The organism is Dietzia sp. CW19, from assembly GCF_014145265.1.
In the GTDB taxonomy this organism is placed as follows: domain Bacteria; phylum Actinomycetota; class Actinomycetes; order Mycobacteriales; family Mycobacteriaceae; genus Dietzia; species Dietzia natronolimnaea.
Genome location: NZ_JAALEE010000084.1, coordinates 1 through 23,132 on the forward strand (window position 1 = coordinate 1; position 23,132 = coordinate 23,132).

Consider the following 23,132-nt stretch of genomic DNA (forward strand, 5'->3'; position numbering starts at 1 on the left):
GCGGGCGCACGACTCCGGCGTCGGCGCCCAGGTAGATCAGGCCGGGCAGCGCGAACGCCCGCCGGTGGGGCACCGCGGGCACGTGTCCCCGACGGATCATCACGTCGGAAGGGTCGATGGTGTGGCCGAAGAACGCGCGGAGGTCGTCGCGGACCTCGGGGGGCGGGTCGAGGGGTGGGGGAGCCAGTCCCAGGGTCTCGAGACGCCGGTCCACGGCGCGAGCGGTGGCGCCGACCAGGTATCCCAGCGCATCCGCCGCCCGGGCGACGGCGGACCTCATCCGGCATCGAACGCCGGACCTCGACACCCCGCGGGCCAGCAGTTCGTCCTCGCGCGCCACCTGTTCGTCTGCGAGGAGTCTGCGCAGTCGCTCGACCAGCCACCGTGGGGCGGGGGGTGGCGGCGTGCGGGCCATCGGGAGTCCTCCCGGAAACAAGTGGGCCCCGGATCCTCACGGATCCGGGGCCACTTCTACTGTCTCGACACAGTGTGCGCGAGGGGGGACTTGAACCCCCACGTCCGTTAATAGGACACTAGCACCTCAAGCTAGCGCGTCTGCCATTCCGCCACTCGCGCTCGCACACTGATGACCTGCACCGGTTCGTTCCCGGCTTGGTCGTGCGAGGAATGACACTAGCCGATGCGCGAACCGTGGGACAAATCGGACCCCGCTCACACACGGCGCCTGCCGGTCATCGCTGGTAGACAAGGACGTGACCGGCTGGGGGATGCCTCCCCACACCGTCCGACCCAGGAGGATGACGATGACCGACTTCCGCGTGCCGAACCCCTATGACGCCCTTCCGGATCTCCCCGCGCTCGAGGTGACGAGCGAGTCCTTCGCCGAGGGCTCCACCCTGTCGTCCGCGCAGCTCGGCGGGAAGATGGGCGTCGAAGGCGGCGAGGACAAGTCCCCACAGGTGAGCTGGAGTGCCGGACCGGAGGGGACCCGGACCTATGTGGTGACCGTGTTCGACCCCGACGCGCCGACCGCCTCGGGGTTCTGGCACTGGTCGGTGGCCAACATCCCGGCCGACGTGACCTCGCTACCCGAGGGGGCGTGCACCGGCGACGACACCTCGGGCCTCCCGGAGGGGGCCGTCGTGGTCCGCAACGACGCCGGGTTCAGGGGGTTCGTGGGTGCGGCCCCACCGGAGGGCCACGGTCCGCACCGGTACATCCTCGCCGTTCACGCCGTCGGCGACGAGATCGAACTCGGAGAGGACGCCTCCTGCGCCTTCGTGGGGTTCAACCTCTTCGGGCAGGGCCTGGCCCGCGGGACCACCACGGCGCTCTTCGAGCAGTGAGAGTCAGCTGACCGCGGAACCGACGGCCTCCGCCAGGGAGGCGAACCCGCCCTGCCGGAGCCGTCGGGCGACGAGCTTGTTGGTCCCACGGATGAGACCGGGGCCGGTGAACACGAAGCCGGTGTAGGTCTGGACAAGATGAGCACCGTGGGTGATGCGGTCCCACACGTCCTCCGGGGTCTCGACGCCGCCGACCGAGATGATGACGATCCGATCGCCGGCCCGCTCGTGGATCCGGGCGAGCACCTGGCGGGACCGGTCCGCGACGGGTGCCCCCGAGATCCCGCCCGCGCCCATCGCCGCCACCGTGCTCGCCGGGGTCGTGAGCCCGTCGCGCGAGATGGTGGTGTTGGTGGCCACGATGCCGGCGAGGCCGAGCTGCACGACGAGATCGGTGACCGCGTCGATGTCCGCGTCGTCCAGGTCCGGGGCGATCTTGACCAACACCGGGATCGTCGCCACGTCACGGACCGCCGTGAGGATGGGACGCAGCGATTCGACCGCCTGCAGGTCCCTCAGGCCGGGGGTGTTGGGGGAGCTGACGTTGACCACCATGTAGTCGGCCAGCCCGGTGAGCATGCTGGCCGAGGCCACGTAGTCGCGAACGGCGTCCTCCGCGGGCACCACCTTGGTCTTGCCGATGTTGATCCCCACCGGGTCGCTGCTGCGCCGACGACGCAGGTTGTTGGCCGCGTTGCCCGCGCCGTGGTTGTTGAACCCCATGCGGTTGAGGATGGCCCGGTCCTCCGGCAGCCGGAACAGACGAGGTGACGGGTTGCCGGGCTGGGGTGAGGCGGTGACCGTGCCGACCTCACTGAAACCGAAGCCGATCGCCCCCCACGAGTCGACGGCGGCCGCGTTCTTGTCGAAACCGGCCGCGAGGCCGAGCGGCCCCGGAAAGCGACGTCCCAGGACATCCTGGGCCAGCACCGGATCCCGGACGCCGAGGAACCGGCGCACCAGGGAGCCCAGTGGCGGCACCAGGGTCAGCAGCTTGAGAAAGCCGAATACCAGGTGGTGGATCCGCTCCGCCGGAAAGCGGAACAGCACACTCTTCATCAGCGAGTACACGGTCCTCCTCGATGGGACGTGGGTGGTCCTTCGATCAGCTCGACGGCACGGGCAGTGATGGGCGCATCAGGTGGAGGCCGGCACCGTCGGAGGAACCGACGACCACGGTCCCGGAGGCCGTGACCACCAGCGAGTCCGGCTGACGTACCGTCGCGATCTCGGCACGCCGGACCCCTGTGCCGTCGCCGAGATCGTACGCCTGGACGGTGTTGGTTCCGGTGGAGGTGACCCAGACGACGTCCCGGGTGGGGTCCCCGGCGACCGCCCAGGGGGCCGCTGCGACCGGGAACTGCTGGTGGAGCCGGATCGGGGAGGTCGAGTAGACGAGGAGCGTGTCACCCACGGTGTCGCTGGCGACGACCGTGCCCTCGCCGTACTCGTCGAGTCTCCCGGCGCCCTTCCCGGCGCGCAGGAGCGGTCCCGCGCCGTCCTCGTCCAGGTCGATGCTGGCGATGACGGTGTCCGGTCGGCTGAACGCCGTGACCGAACCGTCCCGGGCCACACTGATCCGATCGACCGATGTCAGGCCTGCGAGGCGATGCTGTTCCGTCCCGTCGGCGTCCCGGACGACCACGTCGCCGCCGGGGGCGCCCGTGAGCAGGCGACCGTCGGTGGTCACGGCCGCCGCGGTGACCGGTCCGAGTCCCGAGATCTCGCGTGCGTCACCTGCCGCCGTGACCACGACGACGCCGTCGCCGAAGGGGACAAGAACCGTCCCGTCGACCCCGGCAGTGGCGGTTCCCGCATCCGCGGGCAGCTCGACGGTCGTCTCCGGGATCCATCGGGTCCCGTCCACGCGGGCGATCTCCAGAGTCGGCGGGCCGTCGACCTGCGCCACCACCCTGTCGCCCACGGCGACCAGGGAGGACACGGACCCCGGGACCGGGACGACCTCACCGCCCTCGGGATCGGAGACCTGGGGCGACGCGGCGGGACGGGCGTTACCCTGCTCGATCCCGGTGTAGTCCTCCAGTTGGCTGGTGGTCGACGCGCAGCCGGCGAGCCCGACGGCGAGGGAGAGCAGAGCGGCGGTCACAGCGGAGCGGCGGTGGACACGAAGGGGCACGGTGTTCCTTTCGACGTCTCCACAGTGTCCCCCACGCGGGTCCTCAGTCGCCGTCCAGGTCCGGACGACTACCCTCACGGCGGTGCGGTGAGTCACCCACGCCCATGCCGACGTTCCCCGACAGAAAGCAGCGCCCGTGAACCCGACGGTCCTGGCCGCCCCCGCTGCGGACGGCATGTCCTGGCTCCAGGTGATCGTGCTCTCCGTGATCCAGGGGATCACGGAGTTCCTGCCCGTCTCGTCCTCCGGGCACCTACGCATCTTCTCCACCTGGCTGTTCGGTGCGGACGCGGGCGCCTCGTTCACCGCGGTCATCCAGCTCGGCACGGAGGCCGCCGTGCTGGTGTTCTTCTTCAAGGACATCGTGCGGATCCTCGTCGCCTGGTTCCGGGGCGTGTTCTACCGCCGGCACCGCGACGACCCGGACTACCGGCTCGGCTGGTACGTGATCATCGGATCGATCCCCATCGCCGTGATCGGCTTCCTCGGCAAAGACCTCATCCGGGACGCCGCCCGGAATCTGTGGATCACGGCGATCGTGCTCATCGCGTTCTCCTTCGTGTTCCTCATCGCGGAGAAGGTCTCCAAGCAGGACCGCCCCGTCGACGGCCAGTCGCTCGAGGGCTTGACGATGAAGGACGCGGTGGTCATGGGACTGGCCCAGTGCCTGGCCCTCATCCCCGGTGTCAGCCGTTCGGGTGGCACCATCTCCGCCGGCCTGTTCCTCAACATGTCCCGCGAGGCCGCCGCACGGTTCTCCTTCCTGCTGGCCATCCCGGCGGTCCTGGCCTCCGGGTTGTTCAGCCTCCCCGACGCGTTCGAGCCGTCCGTGGGGCAGTCCGCCACCGGGATCCAGCTGATCGTGGGATCGGTGATCGCGTTCGTGCTGGGCTACGCCGCCATCGCGTGGCTCCTGCGTTTCGTGCAGAACCACTCCCTGGCCTGGTTCGCCGGGTACCGCATCGTCCTGGGCCTGGTCGTGATCGCGCTGCTGTCCACCGGCGCGATCCCCGCGACCTGACCACACCACCGAAGTGGCGCGGCGTCGGTAACCTGCCGTCATGACCGTCATCCTCCTCCGCCACGGCCGCTCGACCGCCAACACCGCGCTGACACTGGCCGGCCGCACGTCCGGGGTCGGGCTCGACGAGACGGGCCGGGCGCAGGCACAGGACCTCTGCCGACGTCTCGCCGGCCTCCCGGTCGAGGCGGTCGTCCGGTCGCCGCTCATGCGCTGCCGGGAGACGGTCGAGCCGTTGGCCGCCGCGTTCGGGGTGGAGCCCGTGGTCGAGGAGGGCCTGGTCGAGGTCGACTACGGCACCTGGACCGGACGGACCCTGACCGAGCTCGCGTCCGAACACATGTGGTCGGTGGTGCAGCAGCACCCCTCCTCGGCCGTCTTCCCCGGGGGTGAGTCCCTCGCCGAGATGGCCACCCGCGCCGTCTCGGCCGTCCGGGAGCACGACCGCCGCCTGGCCGAGGACGCGGGCCGTGACGTGCTGTGGGTGGCGTGTAGCCACGGAGACGTGATCAAGTCGGTGATCGCCGATGCATACGGCATGCATCTCGACCACTTCCAGCGCATCGTGGTGGAGCCGGGATCGGTGTCGGTGGTCCGCTACACCCCCCACCGGCCGTTCGTCCTCCGGGTCAACGACACCGGTGGAGACCTCGCCAGTCTCCGCGGGGAGCCCGCCGGACACGTGGGCAACGCCACCGCCGGAGACGCCAGTTCGGACGCGGTGCCCGGCGGGAACGTACCCTCATGAACCGCACCTCCACCCGGGACCACCCGGCACCACACGGCAGCACACGAGGGAGACGACCGGCATGAGCAGGGAAGTCCACGAGTTCCGCGACCCGGCCCGGTTCGTGGTGGGCACGGTCGGCCAACCCGGCGAGCGCGTGTTCTTCGTCCAGGCCACGGGCGGCGGCCGAACCGTCTCCGTCCGGTGCGAGAAGCAACAGGCCCAGATCCTCTCGGAGCGGATGGGGGATCTCCTCGACGAGATCGCCGCGAAGTCCGATGTCCCCGTCCCCCCGGCCGCCGGCGTCGTGGACGACCTGGCGCCGCTGGAGATGCCCGTCGACGCGGAGTTCCAGGTGGGCACGATGGGCCTGGGGTGGGACGGCGAGAAGAGCCAGATCGTCGTGGAGCTGCTGGCGGCGGACCCCACCGCCACCGACGAGTCGGTGGTCCTCTCGGACGCGGAGGACGCCCCGGACGCGCTCCGCGTGTTCCTGACCCCGCAGCGTGCACGGCAGTTCGTCCTGCGCAGCGAGAAGGTCGTCTCCGCCGGGCGCGCTCCGTGCCCGCTGTGCGGCGAGCCGATCGACACCACGGGTCACCTGTGCATCCGCCTCAACGGGTACCTCCCGCGCTCCGGTGACGCGCTCGCCGACCTCGTCGACCCGTGACCGCCCGCCCGCCGGGCCCCGAACTCACCGTTCTGCACCGGATCCCCTCGGGAAGCAACGCGGTGTACCGCTGCGTGGACGCCGAGGGCGGGCACTGGGTGTACAAACCGTCGGCGGGGGAGCGGCCGCTCATGGACTTCCCCGACGGCAGCCTGGCGGCCCGGGAGATCGCGGCGTACGCGGTGTCCGTGGCCCTGGGGTGGGACCTGGTGCCCGAGACGGTGGGAGCACACGGCCCCGGCGGCCCGGGGATGGCGCAACGATGGATCGACGAGCTCGACCGGGGTGAGGCGCCCGGCCACGACCCGGTGGACGTCCACCCGGTGGGCGCCCTTCCCCCCGGCCGGGTGGCGGTGCTCCGGGGTGAGGGATCCCGCGGGGAGGACGTGGTGGTGGCGCACGCCCTGGACGAACGGCTCCGTCGTATCGCGTTGTTCGACCACGTCGTCAACAACGCCGACCGCAAGGGCGGACACGTCCTCGTCGACACCTCCGGCCTGATCTGGGCGATCGATCACGGCCTGTCGTTCCACACCGAGCCGAAGCTGCGCACCGTCCTGTGGGGGTGGGCCGGCCAGCCGCTGCCCCCGGGGGATCTCGAGGGACTGGGCAGGGTGCGCGACGGGCTGTCCGGGGACGCCCTCCTCGCGGAAAGCCTGCGTGACCTGCTCTCACCCGCCGAGGTACGCGCACTGGGCGCTCGGGTCACCGCACTGCTCGACGGCGAGGTGTTCCCCGTACCGGGAGCGGGCTACCCGTTACCCTGGCCGCTCTTCTGAACCCGCCCGGTATCTAGACTCGCCCGCATGCACTCGTGGCCCCCGCCTGCCGTCCCCGCCGTCCCCGGCGACGGTGCCCCCCTGAAGTTGTACGACACGGCGAGCGGACAGGTCCGGGAGGTGTCCGCCGGGCCAGTCGCCGGGATGTACGTCTGCGGCATCACCCCCTACGACACCACCCACCTCGGTCACGCGGCGACCTACCTGACGTTCGATCTGGTGTACCGGCTCCTGCTGGACGCCGGACACGAGGTCCACTACGTCCAGAACACCACGGACGTCGACGACCCGCTGTTCGAGAGGGCGGAGCGAGACGGCGTGGACTGGAGGGAACTCGGGGACCGTGAGACCGATCTGTTCCGCTCCGACATGGAGGCGCTCCGCGTGCTCCCACCCCGCGACTACGTGGCCGCCACCGAGACCATCGACGAGGTCGTGGAGATGGTCGCCGAGCTCGTCGACCGCGGCCACGCCTACCGGATCGATCCCGGGGTCGACGGGTACCCCGATGTCTACTACCGACACCGGGCCACCCCGGCCTTCGGGTACGAGTCGGGGTACGACGCCCAGGAGATGGCCGCCGCGTTCGCCGAGCGCGGCGGGGACCCGGACCGGCCCGGCAAGGAGCACCCGCTGGACGCACTGCTGTGGCGGGTGCAGCGACCGGGGGAGCCGTCCTGGCCCTCGCCCTGGGGGGCGGGCAGACCCGGATGGCACATCGAGTGTTCGGCGATCGCCCGGAACCGCCTGGGTATGGAGTTCGACATCCAGGGTGGGGGCAGCGACCTCGCGTTCCCACACCACGAGTTCTCCGCCGCCCACGCGGAGGCCGCGACCGGTCGTTCCCCGTTCGCGCGCTTCTACGTGCACGCGGCGATGATCGGCCTCGACGGGGTCAAGATGAGCAAGTCGTTGGGCAATCTCGTCCGGGTCAAGACACTCCGCGAACAGGGGGTGGACCCGGCCGTCATCCGACTCGCCCTGGCCGCCGGCCATTACCGGACGGACCGCTCCTGGTCGGAGGACCTGCTCGCGGAGGCCCGCTCCCGGTGCGAGACGTGGTTCCGTGCGATCTCCCGGGGATCGGGCGCCGACTCCGCCGCGACCATCATCGCCGTGCGGGAACGTCTCGCGCACGACCTCGACACCCCGGGCGCCCTGGCCGCGGTCGACAGGTGGGCAGAGGCGACCCTGGCCGGGGACGAGTCCGACCCGTCCGCGGGACCGTCCATCGCGACCGCCCTCGACGCCCTGCTCGGTCTCGCCCCCGCCACCTGACGGCGTTCCGGTGACCGGTCCGACGGTCTGACGGTCTACCCGGCGTCGGGCTCGTCCCGCTCGCCTCGCAGGAAGCGCTCGAACTCGGCGGCGATCGACTCGCCGTCGACCAGCGGCATCGTCTCCCCGTCAGCGGCCCGACCACGGTCGGGTTCGGGGTCGACCCCCGCCCCGACACCGTTCTCGTCGTCCATCCGGTCCTCCAGGGACTGGATGTAGTCGCGGAGGTCCTCGTCCTCGCCGGCGGCGGCGTCGACCTTCGCGACCCACGTGCGGGACTGCACGCGCAGTGCGTCCATCGGGACGGCCACCCCCAGGTTCTCCGCCAACCAGGACAGCACCGCCTCGGTGCCGCGCGGATTGGGCGGTGCGGCAACGTAGTGGGGGACACCCGCCCACAGACTCACCGTCGGGACCCCGGCCTCGGTGAGGAGTTGCTGGAGGACCCCGGTCATCCCGGTGGGCCCCTCGTAATCGGAGGCCCGGACCCCCATCTCGGCCATCCTCTGCCGATTGAACGCCGTCCCGGTGAGCGGAACGGGGCGGGTGTGGGGCACATCGGCGAGATAGGCACCCAACAGCACCACCTCGGTGACTCCCAGGGTGTCGACGAGGTCCACGAACTCGGAGGCGAACCGGCGCCACTTCAGACCCGGCTCGGGCCCCCGGACCAGCAACACGTCGTGGTCGAACCCGTCCGGTCGGCACGCGGACACGAGGATCTGTGGCCACTCGACCGATCGCGACACCCCGCCGGAATGCCGGACCGTCGGCCGCTGGTCGAGGTAGTCGAAGAACTCGTCGCCACCGATCTCCGCGATCTGCCGCGCCTCCCAGGTCAGGGCGAGATGTTCGACGGTCCCGGTCGCCACGTCCGCGGCGTCGTTCCAGCCCTCGAAGGCCACGATCATCACCGGGCTCTCGAGATCGAGGTGCCCGTCGGGGGTCCATTCGACAGTCATCAGTACAGCCTACGGACGGACACTTCCGGGGCACCCATACACTGGGGCCATGTCTGTCGATTTCGATTCGCCCCTGTTGGACGCCGCCCGCCGGCGAGTACTGATCAGCGACGGGGCGATGGGCACGATGTTGCAGGCGGTGGACCTGGACGTGGACGTCGACTTCCTCGGTCTGGAGGGATGCAACGAGATCCTCAACGCCACCCGCCCGGACGTCGTCGCGGACATCCACCGCGCGTTCTTCGAGGCCGGCGCGGATCTGGTGGAGACCAACACCTTCGGGTGCAACCTGTCCAACCTGGGGGACTACGACATCGTCGACCGCATCGGCGAGCTGGCCGAGAAGGGTGCCGCGATCGCCCGGCAGGTCGCCGACGAGATGGGCCCCTCCGAGGACGGCACCCCGCGGATGGTGCTCGGCTCCCTCGGCCCGGGGACCAAGTTGCCCTCGCTCGGGCAGGCCACGTTCGAGGAGATGAGGGACGCCTACGCCCGCGCGGCGGAGGGCCTGGCCCGGGGCGGAGCCGACGCGTTCCTCGTGGAGACAAGCCAGGACCTGCTCCAGGTCAAGGCCGCGGTACTGGGCTGCCAGGACGGCATGGCCGCCGCCGGGCGCCGGCTGCCCATCATCACGCACGTGACCATCGAGACCACCGGGACCATGCTCCTGGGGTCCGACATCGGGGCGGCACTGACCGCGCTCGAACCGCTCGGCATCGACATGATCGGCCTCAACTGCGCCACCGGGCCCGCCGAGATGATCGAGCACCTGCGCTACCTCACCCAGCACGCCGGCGTCCCCGTCTCCGTCATGCCCAACGCGGGACTGCCCGAACTGGGAGAACACGGAGCCGTGTACCCGCTCGGCGCCGAGGCGTTCGGCCCCCAGGTCGCCGACTTCGTCTCCGAGTTCGGGCTGTCGATGGTCGGCGGATGCTGCGGCACCACCCCCGAACACATCACCCGCCTCCGGGACGAGGTGAGGTCCCGGGCGAAGGCCGAGCGGCGGGTCGAGCCGGTCAACGCGGTCGCCTCCCTCTACAGCTCGACGCCGCTGCGGGCCGACGCCGGCATCCTCATGATCGGCGAGCGCACCAACGCCAACGGGTCCAAGCGGTTCCGGGACGCGATGCTCGCCGCCGACTGGGACACCTGCATGGACATCGCCAAGGAGCAGATGCGGGACGGGGCGCAGATGATCGACCTCTGCGTGGACTACGTCGGCCGGGACGGCTCGGGGGACATGGCCGAGTTGGCCGGACGGCTGTCGACCTCCTCGACCCTGCCGATCATGCTCGACTCGACCGAACCCGAGGTCATCCGGACGGGCCTGGAGCACCTCGGCGGACGGTGCACGGTCAACTCGGTCAACTACGAGGACGGGGCCGGACCGGACTCGCGATTCCAGAGGATCATGGAACTGGTCTCGCGCCACGGCGCCGCGGTGGTCGGGCTGGCCATCGACGAGGAGGGCCAGGCGCGCACGGCGGACCGCAAGGTCGAGATCGCGGAGCGGATCATCGCCGACCTCACGGAGAACTGGGGGATCGCCGAGGACGACATCATCATCGACTGCCTGACCTTCCCCATCTCCACCGGCCAGGAGGAGGTGCGACGGGACGGGATCGAGACCATCGAGGCCATTCGCAGGCTCACCCGATCGCACCCGAGAATCCACACCACGTTGGGACTGTCCAACATCTCGTTCGGCCTCAATCCCGCCGCGCGCCAGGTGCTTAACTCCGTGTTCCTGCACGAGTGCATCCAGGTCGGCCTGGACACCGCGATCGCGCACAGCTCCAAGATCCTGCCCATGAGCAAGATCGACGATCGCCAGCGGGAGGTCGCGCTCGACCTCGTCTACGACCGCCGCAAGGAGGGGTACGACCCGCTCCAGGTGTTCATGGAGCTCTTCGACGGTGTGTCCACCGCGAGCACCAAGGACGCGAGAGCGGCCGAGCTCGCCGCGATGCCGCTCATGGACCGCTTGTCGGCGCGGATCGTCGACGGCGAGCGCAAGGGCCTCGAAGCCGATCTCGACGCGGCGATGCAGGAGATCCCCCCGCTCGAGATCATCAACACCCACCTGCTCAGTGGCATGAAGACGGTCGGCGAACTGTTCGGTTCGGGCCAGATGCAGCTGCCGTTCGTCCTGCAGTCTGCCGAGACCATGAAGACCGCTGTCGCCCATCTGGAACCCCACATGGAGGCGAGCGACGAGGACGGCAAGGGCCGCATCGTCCTGGCGACGGTCAAGGGCGACGTCCACGACATCGGCAAGAACCTGGTGGACATCATCCTGTCCAACAACGGGTACGACGTGGTCAACATCGGCATCAAGCAGCCGATCGCGGACATCATCTCGGCGGCCCGGGAGCACAAGGCCGACGTGATCGGCATGTCCGGCCTCCTGGTCAAGTCCACCGTGGTGATGAAGGACAACCTCGCGGAGCTCAACTCCGAGGGCATCGCCGGCGACTTCCCGGTCCTGCTGGGTGGTGCCGCCCTGACGCGCGCCTACGTCGAGGTGGACCTCGCCGGGATGTACGAGGGCGACGTGTTCTACGCCCGCGACGCGTTCGAGGGACTGCGCCTGATGGACGAGGTGATGACGGCCAAGCGGACCGGCGTCCCCATGTCCGAGTCCTCGGACGCGTCGGCCAAGGCCGCCGAACGGCGCGAGCGCCGGGCCCGCAGCGAGCGGATCGCCGCCAAACGGGCCGCCGAGGCCGAGCCCGTCGTCGTCCCGGCGAGGTCGGACGTCGCGGCGGACCAGCCGATCGCCACCCCGCCCTTCTGGGGCACGCGGATCGCCAAGGGCATCCCCGTCGCCGACTACGTCGGTCACCTCGACGAGCGTGCGCTGTTCTTCGGGCAGTGGGGACTTCGCGGGACGCGCAGCGGGGACGGCCCCGATTACGACGAGCTGGTCGCCACCGAGGGTCGGCCGCGCATGCGTTCATGGATCGACCGTCTCACCACCGAGAGGATCCTGGCCCACTCCGCTGTGGTCTACGGGTACTTCCCGGCCTACTCCGACGGCGAGGACATCTGTGTGCTGGCCGAGCCTCGTCCGGACGCGGAGGTGCTGCACCGGATCTCCTTCCCCCGCCAACAGCGGGGACGGTTCCTGAGCATCCCGGATTTCCTGGCCTCCAAGGAGCGTTGCGAGGCCGAGGGAACCGTCGACGTCCTGCCCTTCCAGCTCGTCACCATGGGGACCCCGATCGCGGACTTCGCCAACGAGCTGTTCGCGGCGGACAACTACCGCGACTACCTCGAGGTCCACGGCCTGTCGGTCCAGCTCACCGAGGCGCTGGCCGAGTTCTGGCACCGGCGGGTGCGCGACGAACTGCGCCTGCCCGAGGGCGCTGTCTCGGACGAGGACCCCGACACCATTCACGACTACTTCGACCTCAAGTACCGGGGAGCCCGCTACAGCTTCGGTTACGGCGCGTGCCCGGACCTGGAGTCCCGCAAGGTCGTGGTGGACCTGCTGGAGCCGGAGCGGATCGGCGTCGAACTCTCGGAGGAACTGCAGCTGCATCCCGAGCAGTCGACGGATGCGTTCGTGCTCTACCACCCGGAGGCCAAGTACTTCAACGTCTGACCAGGGCACCGCACTGCTAACACCTTGTGATGCCCGGTCGATGAACAGAGAGAGACCAACTCGGCGACAGTCCACCGAGAGCGCCGGCGAGGAGCCAGATATGACCACCTTCCGTCGATCAGCCGCCCTGACCTGTGTGGCGAGCCTTCTCGCCGGAGGGGCAGCCGTGGCACTCGCGCCTGCGGCCTCGGCCCAGGTGTGGCACCCCTCGCCGGCCTGGGACGTCCGTATGCCGTACCCGCTGGGCGGCGAGCACACCATTCGCTTCGGCGCCTTCACCACCTGCAAGCTGGGCGGAGACGAGCGCTTCCACCAGGCACTGAGCGCGAACGCCAGGGACCTCGACCAGCCCGTCGGCTCGTTCGACTTCTCGGCAACCCTCTTCCCGTTCAACTCCGCCACCGTGGAGTGGCACAACATCGATACCGACGCGAGGGGCGTGCGCACGGTCCAGTCGACCGGACCCGAAGTGGGCGTCGGCGGGGTGTTCACCGGACACGGACGGCTGGCGGTCACCATCACCACCAGTAGGTCCGCCCTACCCACCTTCGCCCCCGGGTCGGTCGCACCGTTCGCCTCCGCAACCCATACCGAACGATTCCTCGTTCCTGCGGGGAACTGCCACTGAACGGCGGTTGACGGAGGAACCAACGGGGCCGGTCACGGTACCCCCGGTGGCCCGTTGTCCGGTAGACAGTAGCCCGTGACCAGCATTTCGTACTCCCGTCTCCCCGCCGCCGTGTGTCTCGACATGGACGGCACGCTCGTCGACACCGAGCGATTGTGGGACATCGCCGTCTACGAGCTCGCCGAGTACCTGGGCCGTCCGCTCGACGAGGCGACCCGCGAGCGGACCCTGGGCAACTCGCTCCCCGGGTTCTTCGCGATCCTGGGCGAGTACACCGGGCGCACCATCGAGGGCGCCGAGTTCGATCGACTGGCCCTCCGGCTCAACTCACGGGTCACCGAGCTGATGCGGTCCGATATGCGGTGGCGGCCGGGGGCCGAGGAGCTGCTGGAGGACCTCGCCTCGACTAACGCCCCGGTCGCCCTGGTGACCAACACGACCGCAGACGTCGCGGCGGTGCCGCTGGAGTTCATCGACCGTTCGCGGTTCGATGTGGTGGTGACGGGGTGCATGGTGGCCGACCCCAAGCCGGCACCCGACCCCTACCTGCTGGCGTGCTCGCGGCTCGGGGTCGAGGCCACCACCGCCGTCGCGGTCGAGGACTCGGTCACCGGCGCCACCTCGGCGGTCGCCGCGGGATGCCGGGTCCTGTACGTCCCGTCGACCGACGGACAACCGGACGTGGTCGGGGCACACACCCACCCGAGCCTCACGGGCGTGAACGCGTCCGGTCTCGTCGCCCTCACCTCGGGCACGCCCGTGGCTGCGGCTGTGGGACAATCGGGCGCGTGAAGACCTTCGACTCCCTGTTCGCCGAGCTGTCCGAGCGCATCGCCGCGCGACCCGAGGGCTCCGGCACCGTCGCCGCCTTCGACAAGGGCGTGCACCATCTGGGCAAGAAGGTCAACGAAGAGGCGGGCGAGGTGTGGATCGCCGCCGAGTACCAGTCGGATGAGGAACTGGCCGAGGAGATCTCGCAGCTCCTCTACTGGACCCAGGTCATGATGCTCAAGCGCGGACTCGGTCTCGAGGACGTCTACCGGCATCTCTGACCGCCACCCCGAGCACCCCTCCCGCACCGAATACTGGAGCCGCCATCATGCTGCGTGTCGCAGTGCCCAACAAGGGCGCCCTGTCCGAGTCCGCCTCCGAGATGCTGTCCGAGGCGGGGTACCGCCGGCGTACTGAGGGCAGTAAGGACCTCACGCTGATCGACCGTGAGAACGACGTCGAGTTCTTCTTCCTGCGACCCAAGGACATCGCCGTCTACGTGGGCTCGGGGCGACTCGAGCTGGGGATCACCGGCAGGGATCTGAGTATGGACTCGATGGCGGAGGTGGACGAGCTCCTCGACCTCGGCTTCGGACACTCCACCTTCCGCTACGCCGGCCCCTCCGGTGCCGGGTGGACCACGGACCGTCTGGCGGGGGCCCGAATCGCGACGTCGTACCCCAACATCGTCCGCCGCGACCTTGAGCAGCGGGGGATCGAGGCGGAGGTCATCCGGCTGGACGGCGCGGTGGAGATCTCCATCCAGCTCGGGGTGGCGGACTGCATCGCCGACGTGGTGGGTTCGGGTCGGACACTCAAGGTGCACGGTTTGGAGGCCTTCGGGGACGTCCTGTGCGACTCGATGGGCGTCCTGGTCGCGCGCGCCGGCGCCGAGACGACCCCTGCGATGGCACAGATGAGGGCCCGCCTGCAGGGCGTCGTGTTTGCCCAGCAGTACATGATGTTGGACTACGACTGCCCCAAGGAGCTCCTGGAGTCGGTCTCGGCCATCACCCCTGGCATCGAGTCACCCACCGTCTCCCCGATGGCCGACCCGGCTTGGGTGGCGGTGCGGTCGATGGTGCCGCGCAAGAAGGTCAACTCGATCATGGACGAGCTCGTCGCGGCCGGCGCCAAGGCGGTCATCGCCACGGACATCCGGTCCTGCCGCATGGGGTGACGCACTGCGGTCCCGGTGGTGCGGCGGTGCGCGGCACGCCTCGGCGCCCGATCGACTCAGACCCGTTCGACGAGCAGAGCCTGCAGCGTGTGCCCGATGGCGCCCACCTCGTCGTACAGGGTCCCGGACGTGGCCCCGACGCCGTCGGGGCCGATCGAGGCGGACGCGGTGACCCCGATCCACTCGCCGACGGGCCGCCGGTGCAGGTGGGTGACCAGATCGGTGTTGAGGAACCGCCATTCGTCGGGTTCGAGAACGGCCCCGACGCCGTTCGCGATGTCGGCCACCGACATGACCCGTTCCGCCGGAGTCATCTCCTCCCCGGAGACCAGGGGGAGGGTGGGACGGGCCCAGACGACCCCGTCGCCCGCACCGCGGATCTCCAGCGAGTCGATGTAGCCACTGGTCCACCGGTCGAAGAAGCCGCTGTCGCGATCCACCTCCGGGAGCTCGCGCGGACGGTCGGCCGACTGCTCGACCTCGGCGGTGTCGCCGACGGCCATCCGCCAGGCACTCGCCCGGGCGACGATCCGACCCCCCGCTTCCAGTTCCGACTCCAGCAGCTGGATCCGGCGACCGGGCCGGACGACGCGGGCCCGGGTGCGGACCTCGCCCAGCGGCACCGGGCCCAGCAGGTCCACCGTGACGCGGGCGATCCTCGTCGTCTCCGTCCGCTCGAGGCGATCCATGGCGCGGGTGAGGACGGCCGAGGGCGGAGACCCGTGCTGCAGATCCGGGCCCCAGGCGCTCACCGTGTGCGGGGTCGCCCGGAACACTTCCCAGCCGTCATCCGTGCCCAGCGGCTCGAAGTAGGCCTGCGTCATCATGTGCTCCTCGGTCCGGCGTGTCCCGCATCGGGCGTCCCCGGATCGAGAGGTATCACGCGACGCCCCGGCCATCCCGGGTACTCCGGCGGGGTACCCCCGAACGCCGGGCACAACGCCTGGTGGTTGCACCAGTCGCACAGCCGGGAGGTGCGCGGGGGGAAGATCCCGGTCTCACCCGCCCGCTCTATCTCCGCCCACAGTGAGTCGAGCTCGGTCTCGGTCTCCACGAGCGTGGCGAGATCGGGGGAGAGGGTCAGCCAGCTGCCGTTCCTGAGATAGATCAGCTTGAGTTGTGCCGGCATCACCCCGTGGATCTGCTGGTACATCAGGGCGTAGAACCGCATCTGGAACATCGCCTGAGTCTGGTAACGCGGATGTGGTGGCTTACCCGTCTTGTAGTCGACCACCCTGACCTCACCGGTCGGCGCCACGTCGACCCGGTCCAGGTACCCGTGGAGCGGGGTACCGGACGCGGTCGAGGTGACGAGGTACTGCTCACACGCGGCGGGGGAGAAGCGCCGGGGATCCTCGACACCGTAGAGCGCGGACACCAACGCGGCGACCTCCGTCTGGAACTCCGCCCGGGCGGAGAGCGGCACCACCTCGGCGCCGCCGCCGACCGCGTAGAAGTGCTCCACCGCGGCGGGGACCAGCTCCGCGGCGCGCTCCGGGGCGCGCTCCGACTGCTCCAGTGCGTACAGGTCCTCGAGCACCGAGTGGACGACGGTACCCAGGACCTGGGCGCGGGTCTTCGGCTCCGGGATCCGGTCGATCGCCTTGAGCCGGTAGAGCAGCGGGCACTGCCGGAAGTCCGCCGCCCGCGACGCCGACAACGCCAGGGGCCTGCGCTCCGGCGGGGGCACGCCCTCCGGACCGGCCGGGGAGGCCGGGGTACCACTGCCGCCGATTTCCAGGGGATCCGTCACACCTGGCAGGGTAGACAACCGGTCGGACAACCGGCCGCCGTCCCCTGGAGGTCCACTGTGCAGCGATCCGGCCCGTTCGTCATCGGCGACCGCGTCCAGCTCACCGACACCAAGGGACGCAAGTACACCGTCGTCCTGGTCGAGGGAGCCGAGTTCTTCACCCACCACGGCGCCGTCCGCCACGACGACCTGATCGGTACCCCGGAGGGGTCGATCGTCAGGTCGTCCGGGGATGCCGACTACCTGGCGCTACGTCCGCTGCTCACCGACTACGTCCTGTCGATGCCGCGCGGCGCCCAGGTCATCTACCCCAAGGACGCCGCACAGATCGTCCACGAGGGCGACGTGTTCCCCGGCGCACGGGTGCTCGAGGCGGGCGCGGGTTCCGGCGCCCTGACCTGTTCGCTGCTGCGTGCGGTGGGCCCCGGGGGCCGGGTGTTGTCGTACGAGATCCGCGAGGACCACGCCGAGCACGCCGAGCGCAACGTCCGGACCTTCTACGGCGAACACCCCGAGAACTGGGACCTGCGGGTCGCCGACCTGGCGGAGACGTCGGTCGAGGCCCTGGGCGGACAGGTCGACCGGGTGGTGCTGGACATGCTCGCGCCCTGGGAGTGCCTGCCCACGGTGAGCGACGTGCTGGTGCCCGGGGGGGTCCTGGTGGTGTACGTGGCCACCACCACCCAGATGTCGGACGTCGTGGAGGCGCTCCGGCGCCAGGAGTGCTGGACCGAACCCCGGGCGTGGGAGTCGATCAACCGCGGGTGGCACGTGGTGGGCCTGGCCGTCCGCCCCGAGCACCGCATCCAGGGCCACACCGCGTTCCTGGTCACCGCCCGTCGACTCGCGGAGGGCGTGACCACGCTCAAGCCCAGGCGCCGGGCCGGCAAGCACTGAGTTCGGCCCGAGGAGTCGCACTCACCCGCCCCTCACGCGGCCACTCACCCCGGCGATAGGGTGGAGGCGACGACGACGAGGGTGTCGTCCGAGAGTCGGAGGGCAGGTGATCGAGGTGACCGAGGGACGTTCCCCGGACGAGCGGGGCGGCGACAGCGTGACGCTGGACCGGGTCGAGCTCGCGCGGCTGCGCAGGGCGGTCGACGAGGGGGCCCGCACGGACCGCGAGAAGTCGGTCAAGATCGACGCCCTCGGCGCCCGCAACGTCAGGCTCGCCGAGCTCCTCAAGGACTCCCGTGATCAGCTGGAGGCCCTCAAGGGCGAGGTCGAGCGCCTCGGCACACCGCCCAGCACCTACGGGATCGTGCTGCAGGAACCGACGGACGCCGAGACCGCCGAGGTCATGGCCGCCGGTCGGCGGATGCGGCTCACTCTCGCGCCCGGGGTCGACGCCTCCGTCCTCTCGGCGGGGGCCACCGTCCGGCTCAACGAGGCCATGACCGTCATCGAGGCCTGCACCGGACTCCCGGTCACGGGCGTGACCGCCGTCTTCCGGGACGTCCTGGCCGACGGCGTGCGGGCCCGCGTGGTGATGGGCAACGACGAGGAGCACGTCGTGCATCTGGCGACCGGCCTGCGCGGCGGGCGGACCGCCGATCACCCGGCTCCGGTGCGCCCGGGCGACGCGGTCCTGGTGGACCCCAAGGCCGGCGTGGCGTTCGAGGTCGTGCCCAAGGCCGAGGTCGACGAGCTCCTGCTCGAGGAGATCCCGATGGTCGAGTACTCCGACATCGGCGGTCTCGGCCCCCAGATCGAGCAGATCCGTGACGCCATCGAACTGCCCTTCATCCATCACGACCTGTACCGCGAGTTCCATCTCTCCCCGCCCAAGGGCGTCCTCCTCTACGGCCCTCCCGGGTGCGGAAAGACCCTGATCGCCAAGGCGGTCGCGCACTCGCTGGCGCTGGCCTCCGCGAAGTCGCGCGGACAGGACGTCACCGACGGCCGGTACCCCAACTCGTACTTCCTCTCCATCAAGGGCCCGGAACTGCTCAACAAGTACGTGGGAGAGACCGAGCGACACATCCGGTCGATCTTCGAGCGGGCGCGGGAGAAGGCGACCGAGGGCAACCCGGTGATCGTCTTCTTCGACGAGATGGACTCGATCTTCCGCACCCGCGGGTCGGGCATCTCCTCGGACATGGAGACCACGATCGTCCCGCAGCTCCTCGCCGAGATCGACGGCGTGGAGGACCTGCGCAACGTCATCGTCATCGGTGCCTCCAACCGGGAGGACATGATCGACCCGGCGATCCTGCGACCGGGGCGTCTCGATCTCAAGATCCGCATCGACCGGCCGGACGCCGACGCCGCGGCCGACATCCTGGCCAAGTACATCACCCCCGACCTTCGTTTCGACCCGGACGAGGTCGGTTCGACCGATGGCGCCGAGCACGTCCGGGGTCTCATCTCGCGCATCGTCGACCGGCTCTACACCAGGGACGAGTCCACGACCTACGTCCATCTGGTCTACGCATCGGGCCGCCGGTCGTCCCTGTACCTCGCGGACCTGACCTCCGGGGCGATGCTGCGCAACATCGTGGACCGGGCCAAGAAGCTCGCGATCAAGGACATCGTGCACGGCACCGGGCAGGGTCTGACGACCGACGACTTCCTCGACGCCGTCGACGCGGAGTTCGCGGAGAACACCGACCTGCCCAACACCTCCAACCCGCAGGAGTGGGCGCGTCTGACGGGCGTCCGCGGTGAACGCGTGGTCGAGGTCACCGTCCCGAGCCGGGAGGACGACCGGTGACCCCGCCCGTCCGGACCACGTCCGGCGAGAGCATGCGTGGCCGGGTGATCGGGACCGAGATCGAGTTCGGGATAGTCGCGGTGGGCCAGCCGCTGCTCAGTTCGGTGGTCACCTCGACCCAGGTGGTCAAGGCCTACACCGACCCGAGTGAGGGTTCCGGGGCGACCGACGGGACCCGCTGGGACTACGGGTCCGAATCACCCCTCCGCGACGCCCGGGGGTTCGATCTCGGCTCCGCCCGCGCCTACGACCCCAGCGAGTTCGGGGTGACCAACCGGGTACTGACCAACGGCGCACGCTTCTACGTCGACCACGCGCACCCCGAGTACTCGTCGCCCGAGGTGGACTCGCCGATCGACGCCGTGATCTGGGACAAGGCGGGGGAACGGATCATGCACCGGGCCGGCCGCGAGTCGTCCGCCGTCGAGGGCAACGCCGAGCTCAAGCTCTACAAGAACAACGTCGACGGCAAGGGCGCGTCCTACGGCGCCCACGAGAACTACCTCGTGCGTCGCGACGTCGACTTCGACGCCCTGACGATGAGCCTGGCGCCGCATCTGCTCTCCCGCCAGGTGTACTGCGGGGCCGGTCGCGTCGGCCTCGGCCAGTCCGGCGAGGAGGCGGGTTTCCAGCTCTCCCAGCGTGCCGACTACATCGAGGTCCTCACCGGACTCGAGACCACACTGCGCCGCGGGATCATCAACACCCGCGACGAGCCGCACGCCCCGGATGAGACATGGCGGCGTCTCCACGTCATCATCGGCGACGCGACCATGTCCGAGCTGGCCACGTACCTCAAGATCGGCACCACCTGCCTCGTGCTCGACGCGATCGAGGCCGGAGTCGACTTCTCCGACCTGGTCCCGGTCGACCCGGTCGAGGCGGTGCACATCATCAGCCACGACCCGACCCTCACCGCCACCGTCGCCCTGCCCGACGGACGGGAGTTCACGGGGATCGCCCTCCAGCGGGAGATCCTCGGCCGCGTCTCCGCGCTCGTCGGGGACGGCACGGGCCGTCCCGGATGGGCCGTCGAGGTCCTGGCCGAGTGGCGGGAGATCCTCGACGCGCTCGAGCAGAACCCGATGTCATGCGCCGACCGGCTCGACTGGCCGGCCAAACTCCGGCTCCTGGAGGGGTTCCGGACACGGGACTCGCTGGGATGGGACCACGCGCGACTCGCCCTCATTGACGTCCAGTACCACGACATCGACCCCGACCGCGGACTCTACAACCGTCTCGTGAGCAAGGGGGCCATGCGCAGACTGGTCACCGAGGCACAGGTGGAGGCCGCGATCACGACCCCTCCCGAGTCCACGCGGGCCTGGGCCAGGGGTCGCTTCCTGGCCGAGCTCGGCGACCGCATCCACGCCGCGGGATGGGATCACGTCGTCGTCGTCGATTCCCGCGGCGACCACCGTCACGTCGACCTGGCCGACCCGTACACGGGGACCCGGGCCCACTGCGACGCCCACCCGGACTTCCTCAGCCCCGACGGCCCGCCTGTCCACTGAGCACCCCGTCCACCCCGCCCACACCGACACAGGAGCAGCCCACACCATGTCCCAGATCCAGAAGAGCGCCGGCGGCGCAGGCGAGTCGGACGACGAGGCCGGGCAGGTCGCCAAGACCGCCCAGACCTCGTCCGCCGATTCCCTCCTCGACGAGATCGACGACATCCTCGAGACCAACGCCGAGGAGTTCGTGAAGTCCTACGTCCAGAAGGGCGGGCAGTAGACAGCCATGATCCGTCGCATCGTCGGGATCGAGACGGAGTTCGGGATCACCAGCGTCGGTGGCGAGGGCTCGCGATCGCTCGGGCCCGACGAGATCGCCCGGTACTTCTTCCGGCCCGTCGTCGAGCGGTGGCGCAGCTCGAACGTGTTCCTCGAGAACGGGTCCCGCCTCTACCTGGACGTCGGCTCCCATCCCGAGTACGCGACCGCGGAGTGCGACGGCCTGGAACAGATCGTGGCCCACGACAGGGCGGGGGAGCGGATCATCGACGATCTCGCCGTCCGTGCCGAGCAGTCGCTCGCGACCGAGGGGATCGATGCCAAGGTCTACCTGTTCAAGAACAACACCGATACGGTCGGGAACTCCTACGGGTCCCACGAGAACTACCTTCTGGACCGCTCGACCCAGGTCAGGAGCATGGCCACCACCCTGCTGCCGTTCCTGGTGAGCCGCCAACTGATCTGCGGCGCGGGCAAGATCCTGCCCGGGACCCCGGCCGGGGTGGGCGTCGCGGAGGACGAGGGTCCGACATTCTGCTTCTCCCAGCGCGCCGAACACATGTGGGACGGCGTCTCGTCGGCCACCACGCGTTCGCGGCCGCTCATCAACACCCGTGACGAGCCGCACGCGGACTCGACCCGGTTCAGGCGGATGCACGTGATCGTGGGCGACTCCAACATGATCGAGACCACGACACTGCTCAAGATCGCCAGCACCCGGCTCGTGCTGGAGATGCTCGAGGCCGGCGTCGAACTGCGTCCGATGGCGATCGCCCACCCGGTCCGCGCGATCAGGGAGATCAGCCGCGACCTCACCGGAACCCGGCCGGTCGGGCTCACCGACGGCACCACGATGACCGCCCTGGAGATCCAGCGGGAGTTCCTGGCCGCCGTCCACCGCCACCTCGCTCGCGGCGGGTGGGAGCGCGACGACCGCCCGGTCGTGGAGCGATGCGTGGCCCTGTGGGAACGGGTCCTCGACGCGGTCGAGTCCGGTGACCACGACGCGATCGCCGCGGACATCGACTGGGCCGCGAAGCTCCGGCTGATCCGACAGGTACAGGACCGGACCGGGGCCGACCTCGATCACCCCAGGCTCGCCCAGATCGACCTGACCTACCACGACATCCGACCGGGACGTGGGTTGCACTCGGTGCTCGAGCGCCGCGGCCTGGTCTCACGGGTCGTGGACGACCCCGAGATCGACAGGGCCCGGCACTCCGCGCCGGAGACCACCCGCGCGGCGCTGCGAGGTCGATTCATCTCCGCGGCCGCCGGGGCCGGACGGGACTACACGGTGGACTGGGTGCATCTGAAGGTCGCCGACGGCACCCTGCCCACGGTCGCTCTCACCGACCCGTTCGCAGCGGAGGACCCGCGTGTCGACGACCTCATCGCCGCGCTCGGGCGATAGCGTCCTGCCCGTGTCCACCTCCAAGTCGCAACGACTGGTCAACCTCGTCATCTGCCTGCGGTCGACCAGCGCCTACCTGTCCGCGGGCGAGATCCGCAGGATGGTCCAGGGATACGACGACTGCGAGAACGAGGCCGCCTACCTGAGGATGTTCGAACGGGACAAGCGGGAACTCCGCGACGTCGGCGTCCCCCTCGAACAGGGAGCCTCACTCGCACCGGGGTCCCCGGCCGGGTACCGGATCCCCGCCCGGGGTTACGAGCTCCCGGAGATCACCCTCACCCCCGAACAGGCCGGCGTGTTGGCCGTGGCCTCAGAGGTCTGGCGCGAGGGGGAGCGGGCCGCACGGGCGGACGGCGCGCTGGCCAAGCTCACCGCCGCGGGTATCGACCCCGTCCACGACGCCGGCGCGACCGTGTCGGTGGAGGACCCGGCCGAACTCGCCG

21 protein-coding genes, 1 tRNA gene and 2 pseudogenes are annotated in these 23,132 nt (G+C 70.0%); 17 read left to right on the forward strand and 7 right to left on the reverse strand.

Annotation, left to right across the window (positions count from 1 at the left end; genetic code table 11):
- Both G6021_RS03055 and G6021_RS03060 read right to left on the reverse strand, forming a co-directional pair.
- Positions 1-415 (reverse strand): annotated as a pseudogene (locus G6021_RS03055) (hypothetical protein); the annotation flags it as partial.
- Positions 416-490: 75 nt separating this feature from the next.
- Positions 491-576, reverse strand: a tRNA-Leu gene (locus G6021_RS03060).
- 188 nt (positions 577-764) lie between these two features.
- On the opposite strand from G6021_RS03060, the gene G6021_RS03065 reads away from it, so the two are divergent.
- Positions 765-1,307 (forward strand): YbhB/YbcL family Raf kinase inhibitor-like protein, encoded by a 543-nt coding sequence (locus G6021_RS03065; protein WP_179525283.1) that lies wholly within the window; start codon positions 765-767, stop codon positions 1,305-1,307.
- Positions 1,308-1,310: 3 nt separating this feature from the next.
- On the opposite strand, the gene G6021_RS03070 is transcribed toward G6021_RS03065, so the two are convergent.
- Positions 1,311-2,378, reverse strand: coding sequence for a quinone-dependent dihydroorotate dehydrogenase (locus G6021_RS03070; protein WP_179525282.1), 1,068 nt, complete (start codon positions 2,376-2,378; stop codon positions 1,311-1,313).
- 34 nt (positions 2,379-2,412) lie between these two features.
- Positions 2,413-3,444 carry a hypothetical protein gene (locus G6021_RS03075; RefSeq protein WP_182609562.1) on the reverse strand — a complete coding sequence of 344 codons (1,032 nt, stop codon included), beginning with the start codon at positions 3,442-3,444 and terminating at the stop codon, positions 2,413-2,415.
- A gap of 175 nt (positions 3,445-3,619) precedes the next feature.
- Here G6021_RS03075 and G6021_RS03080 point away from each other — a divergent pair, with 175 nt between their 5' ends.
- The 5 genes from G6021_RS03080 (at position 3,620) to mshC (ending at position 7,919) form a co-directional block, all read left to right on the forward strand.
- A complete protein-coding gene (locus G6021_RS03080) occupies positions 3,620-4,465 on the forward strand; it encodes an undecaprenyl-diphosphate phosphatase (protein ID WP_241732539.1) in 846 nt (281 codons plus the stop codon).
- Between the two features lie 40 nt (positions 4,466-4,505).
- The gene (locus G6021_RS03085; protein WP_182640647.1) at positions 4,506-5,213 is read left to right on the forward strand and encodes a histidine phosphatase family protein; all 708 of its coding nucleotides are present in this window, start codon (positions 4,506-4,508) and stop codon (positions 5,211-5,213) included.
- Positions 5,214-5,274: 61 nt separating this feature from the next.
- Positions 5,275-5,862, forward strand: a complete 588-nt coding sequence (locus G6021_RS03090) for a DUF3090 domain-containing protein (RefSeq protein WP_179525278.1) — start codon at positions 5,275-5,277, stop codon at positions 5,860-5,862.
- Positions 5,859-6,641 carry an SCO1664 family protein gene (locus G6021_RS03095; RefSeq protein WP_179525277.1) on the forward strand — a complete coding sequence of 261 codons (783 nt, stop codon included), beginning with the start codon at positions 5,859-5,861 and terminating at the stop codon, positions 6,639-6,641. Before G6021_RS03090 ends, G6021_RS03095 begins: the two co-directional genes overlap by 4 nt.
- Positions 6,642-6,668: 27 nt before the next feature.
- A complete protein-coding gene (mshC, locus tag G6021_RS03100) occupies positions 6,669-7,919 on the forward strand; it encodes a cysteine--1-D-myo-inosityl 2-amino-2-deoxy-alpha-D-glucopyranoside ligase (protein WP_182640648.1) in 1,251 nt (416 codons plus the stop codon).
- 35 nt (positions 7,920-7,954) lie between these two features.
- On the opposite strand, the gene G6021_RS03105 is transcribed toward mshC, so the two are convergent.
- Positions 7,955-8,881, reverse strand: a complete 927-nt coding sequence (locus tag G6021_RS03105; RefSeq protein ID WP_179525275.1) for a PAC2 family protein — start codon at positions 8,879-8,881, stop codon at positions 7,955-7,957.
- Positions 8,882-8,930: 49 nt separating this feature from the next.
- Between G6021_RS03105 and metH the strand changes: the two genes are divergently transcribed.
- The 5 genes from metH to hisG all read left to right on the forward strand — a co-directional run bounded on the left by metH (position 8,931) and on the right by hisG (position 15,070).
- Positions 8,931-12,491, forward strand: coding sequence for a methionine synthase (metH, locus tag G6021_RS03110; protein ID WP_179525274.1), 3,561 nt, complete (start codon positions 8,931-8,933; stop codon positions 12,489-12,491).
- Between the two features lie 100 nt (positions 12,492-12,591).
- Entirely contained in the window at positions 12,592-13,119 is a 528-nt protein-coding gene (locus G6021_RS03115) for a hypothetical protein (RefSeq protein ID WP_179525273.1), read from the forward strand.
- A gap of 75 nt (positions 13,120-13,194) precedes the next feature.
- A complete protein-coding gene (locus G6021_RS03120; RefSeq protein WP_179525272.1) occupies positions 13,195-13,911 on the forward strand; it encodes an HAD family hydrolase in 717 nt (238 codons plus the stop codon).
- Complete coding sequence (locus G6021_RS03125; protein WP_179525271.1) at positions 13,908-14,171, forward strand: phosphoribosyl-ATP diphosphatase; 264 nt, start codon at positions 13,908-13,910, stop codon at positions 14,169-14,171. Before G6021_RS03120 ends, G6021_RS03125 begins: the two co-directional genes overlap by 4 nt.
- 47 nt (positions 14,172-14,218) lie before the next feature.
- Complete coding sequence (gene hisG, locus G6021_RS03130; RefSeq protein ID WP_179525270.1) at positions 14,219-15,070, forward strand: ATP phosphoribosyltransferase; 852 nt, start codon at positions 14,219-14,221, stop codon at positions 15,068-15,070.
- A gap of 56 nt (positions 15,071-15,126) precedes the next feature.
- Here the strand turns inward: hisG and G6021_RS03135 are convergent, their stop codons facing one another.
- Both G6021_RS03135 and G6021_RS03140 read right to left on the reverse strand, forming a co-directional pair.
- A complete protein-coding gene (locus G6021_RS03135) occupies positions 15,127-15,894 on the reverse strand; it encodes a thioesterase family protein (protein WP_182640650.1) in 768 nt (255 codons plus the stop codon).
- Complete coding sequence (locus tag G6021_RS03140) at positions 15,894-16,823, reverse strand: PD-(D/E)XK nuclease family protein (RefSeq protein ID WP_182640649.1); 930 nt, start codon at positions 16,821-16,823, stop codon at positions 15,894-15,896. Before G6021_RS03140 ends, G6021_RS03135 begins: the two co-directional genes overlap by 1 nt.
- Before the next feature lie 57 nt (positions 16,824-16,880).
- Between G6021_RS03140 and G6021_RS03145 the strand changes: the two genes are divergently transcribed.
- The 6 genes and pseudogenes from G6021_RS03145 to G6021_RS03170 form a co-directional block, all read left to right on the forward strand.
- Complete coding sequence (locus G6021_RS03145; protein WP_179525267.1) at positions 16,881-17,720, forward strand: tRNA (adenine-N1)-methyltransferase; 840 nt, start codon at positions 16,881-16,883, stop codon at positions 17,718-17,720.
- A 115-nt stretch (positions 17,721-17,835) separates the two neighbouring features.
- Positions 17,836-19,536, forward strand: a complete 1,701-nt coding sequence (gene arc, locus G6021_RS03150) for a proteasome ATPase (RefSeq protein WP_182609556.1) — start codon at positions 17,836-17,838, stop codon at positions 19,534-19,536.
- Between the two features lie 32 nt (positions 19,537-19,568).
- Complete coding sequence (gene dop / locus G6021_RS03155; protein ID WP_182616716.1) at positions 19,569-21,050, forward strand: depupylase/deamidase Dop; 1,482 nt, start codon at positions 19,569-19,571, stop codon at positions 21,048-21,050.
- Positions 21,051-21,096: 46 nt separating this feature from the next.
- Positions 21,097-21,273: a ubiquitin-like protein Pup gene (locus G6021_RS03160; protein ID WP_017836742.1), complete on the forward strand. Its 177-nt coding sequence runs from the start codon at positions 21,097-21,099 to the stop codon at positions 21,271-21,273.
- 6 nt (positions 21,274-21,279) lie between these two features.
- Positions 21,280-22,686 (forward strand): Pup--protein ligase, encoded by a 1,407-nt coding sequence (gene pafA / locus G6021_RS03165; protein WP_179525264.1) that lies wholly within the window; start codon positions 21,280-21,282, stop codon positions 22,684-22,686.
- Positions 22,687-22,696: 10 nt separating this feature from the next.
- A pseudogene (locus G6021_RS03170) lies at positions 22,697-23,132 on the forward strand (WYL domain-containing protein); the annotation flags it as partial.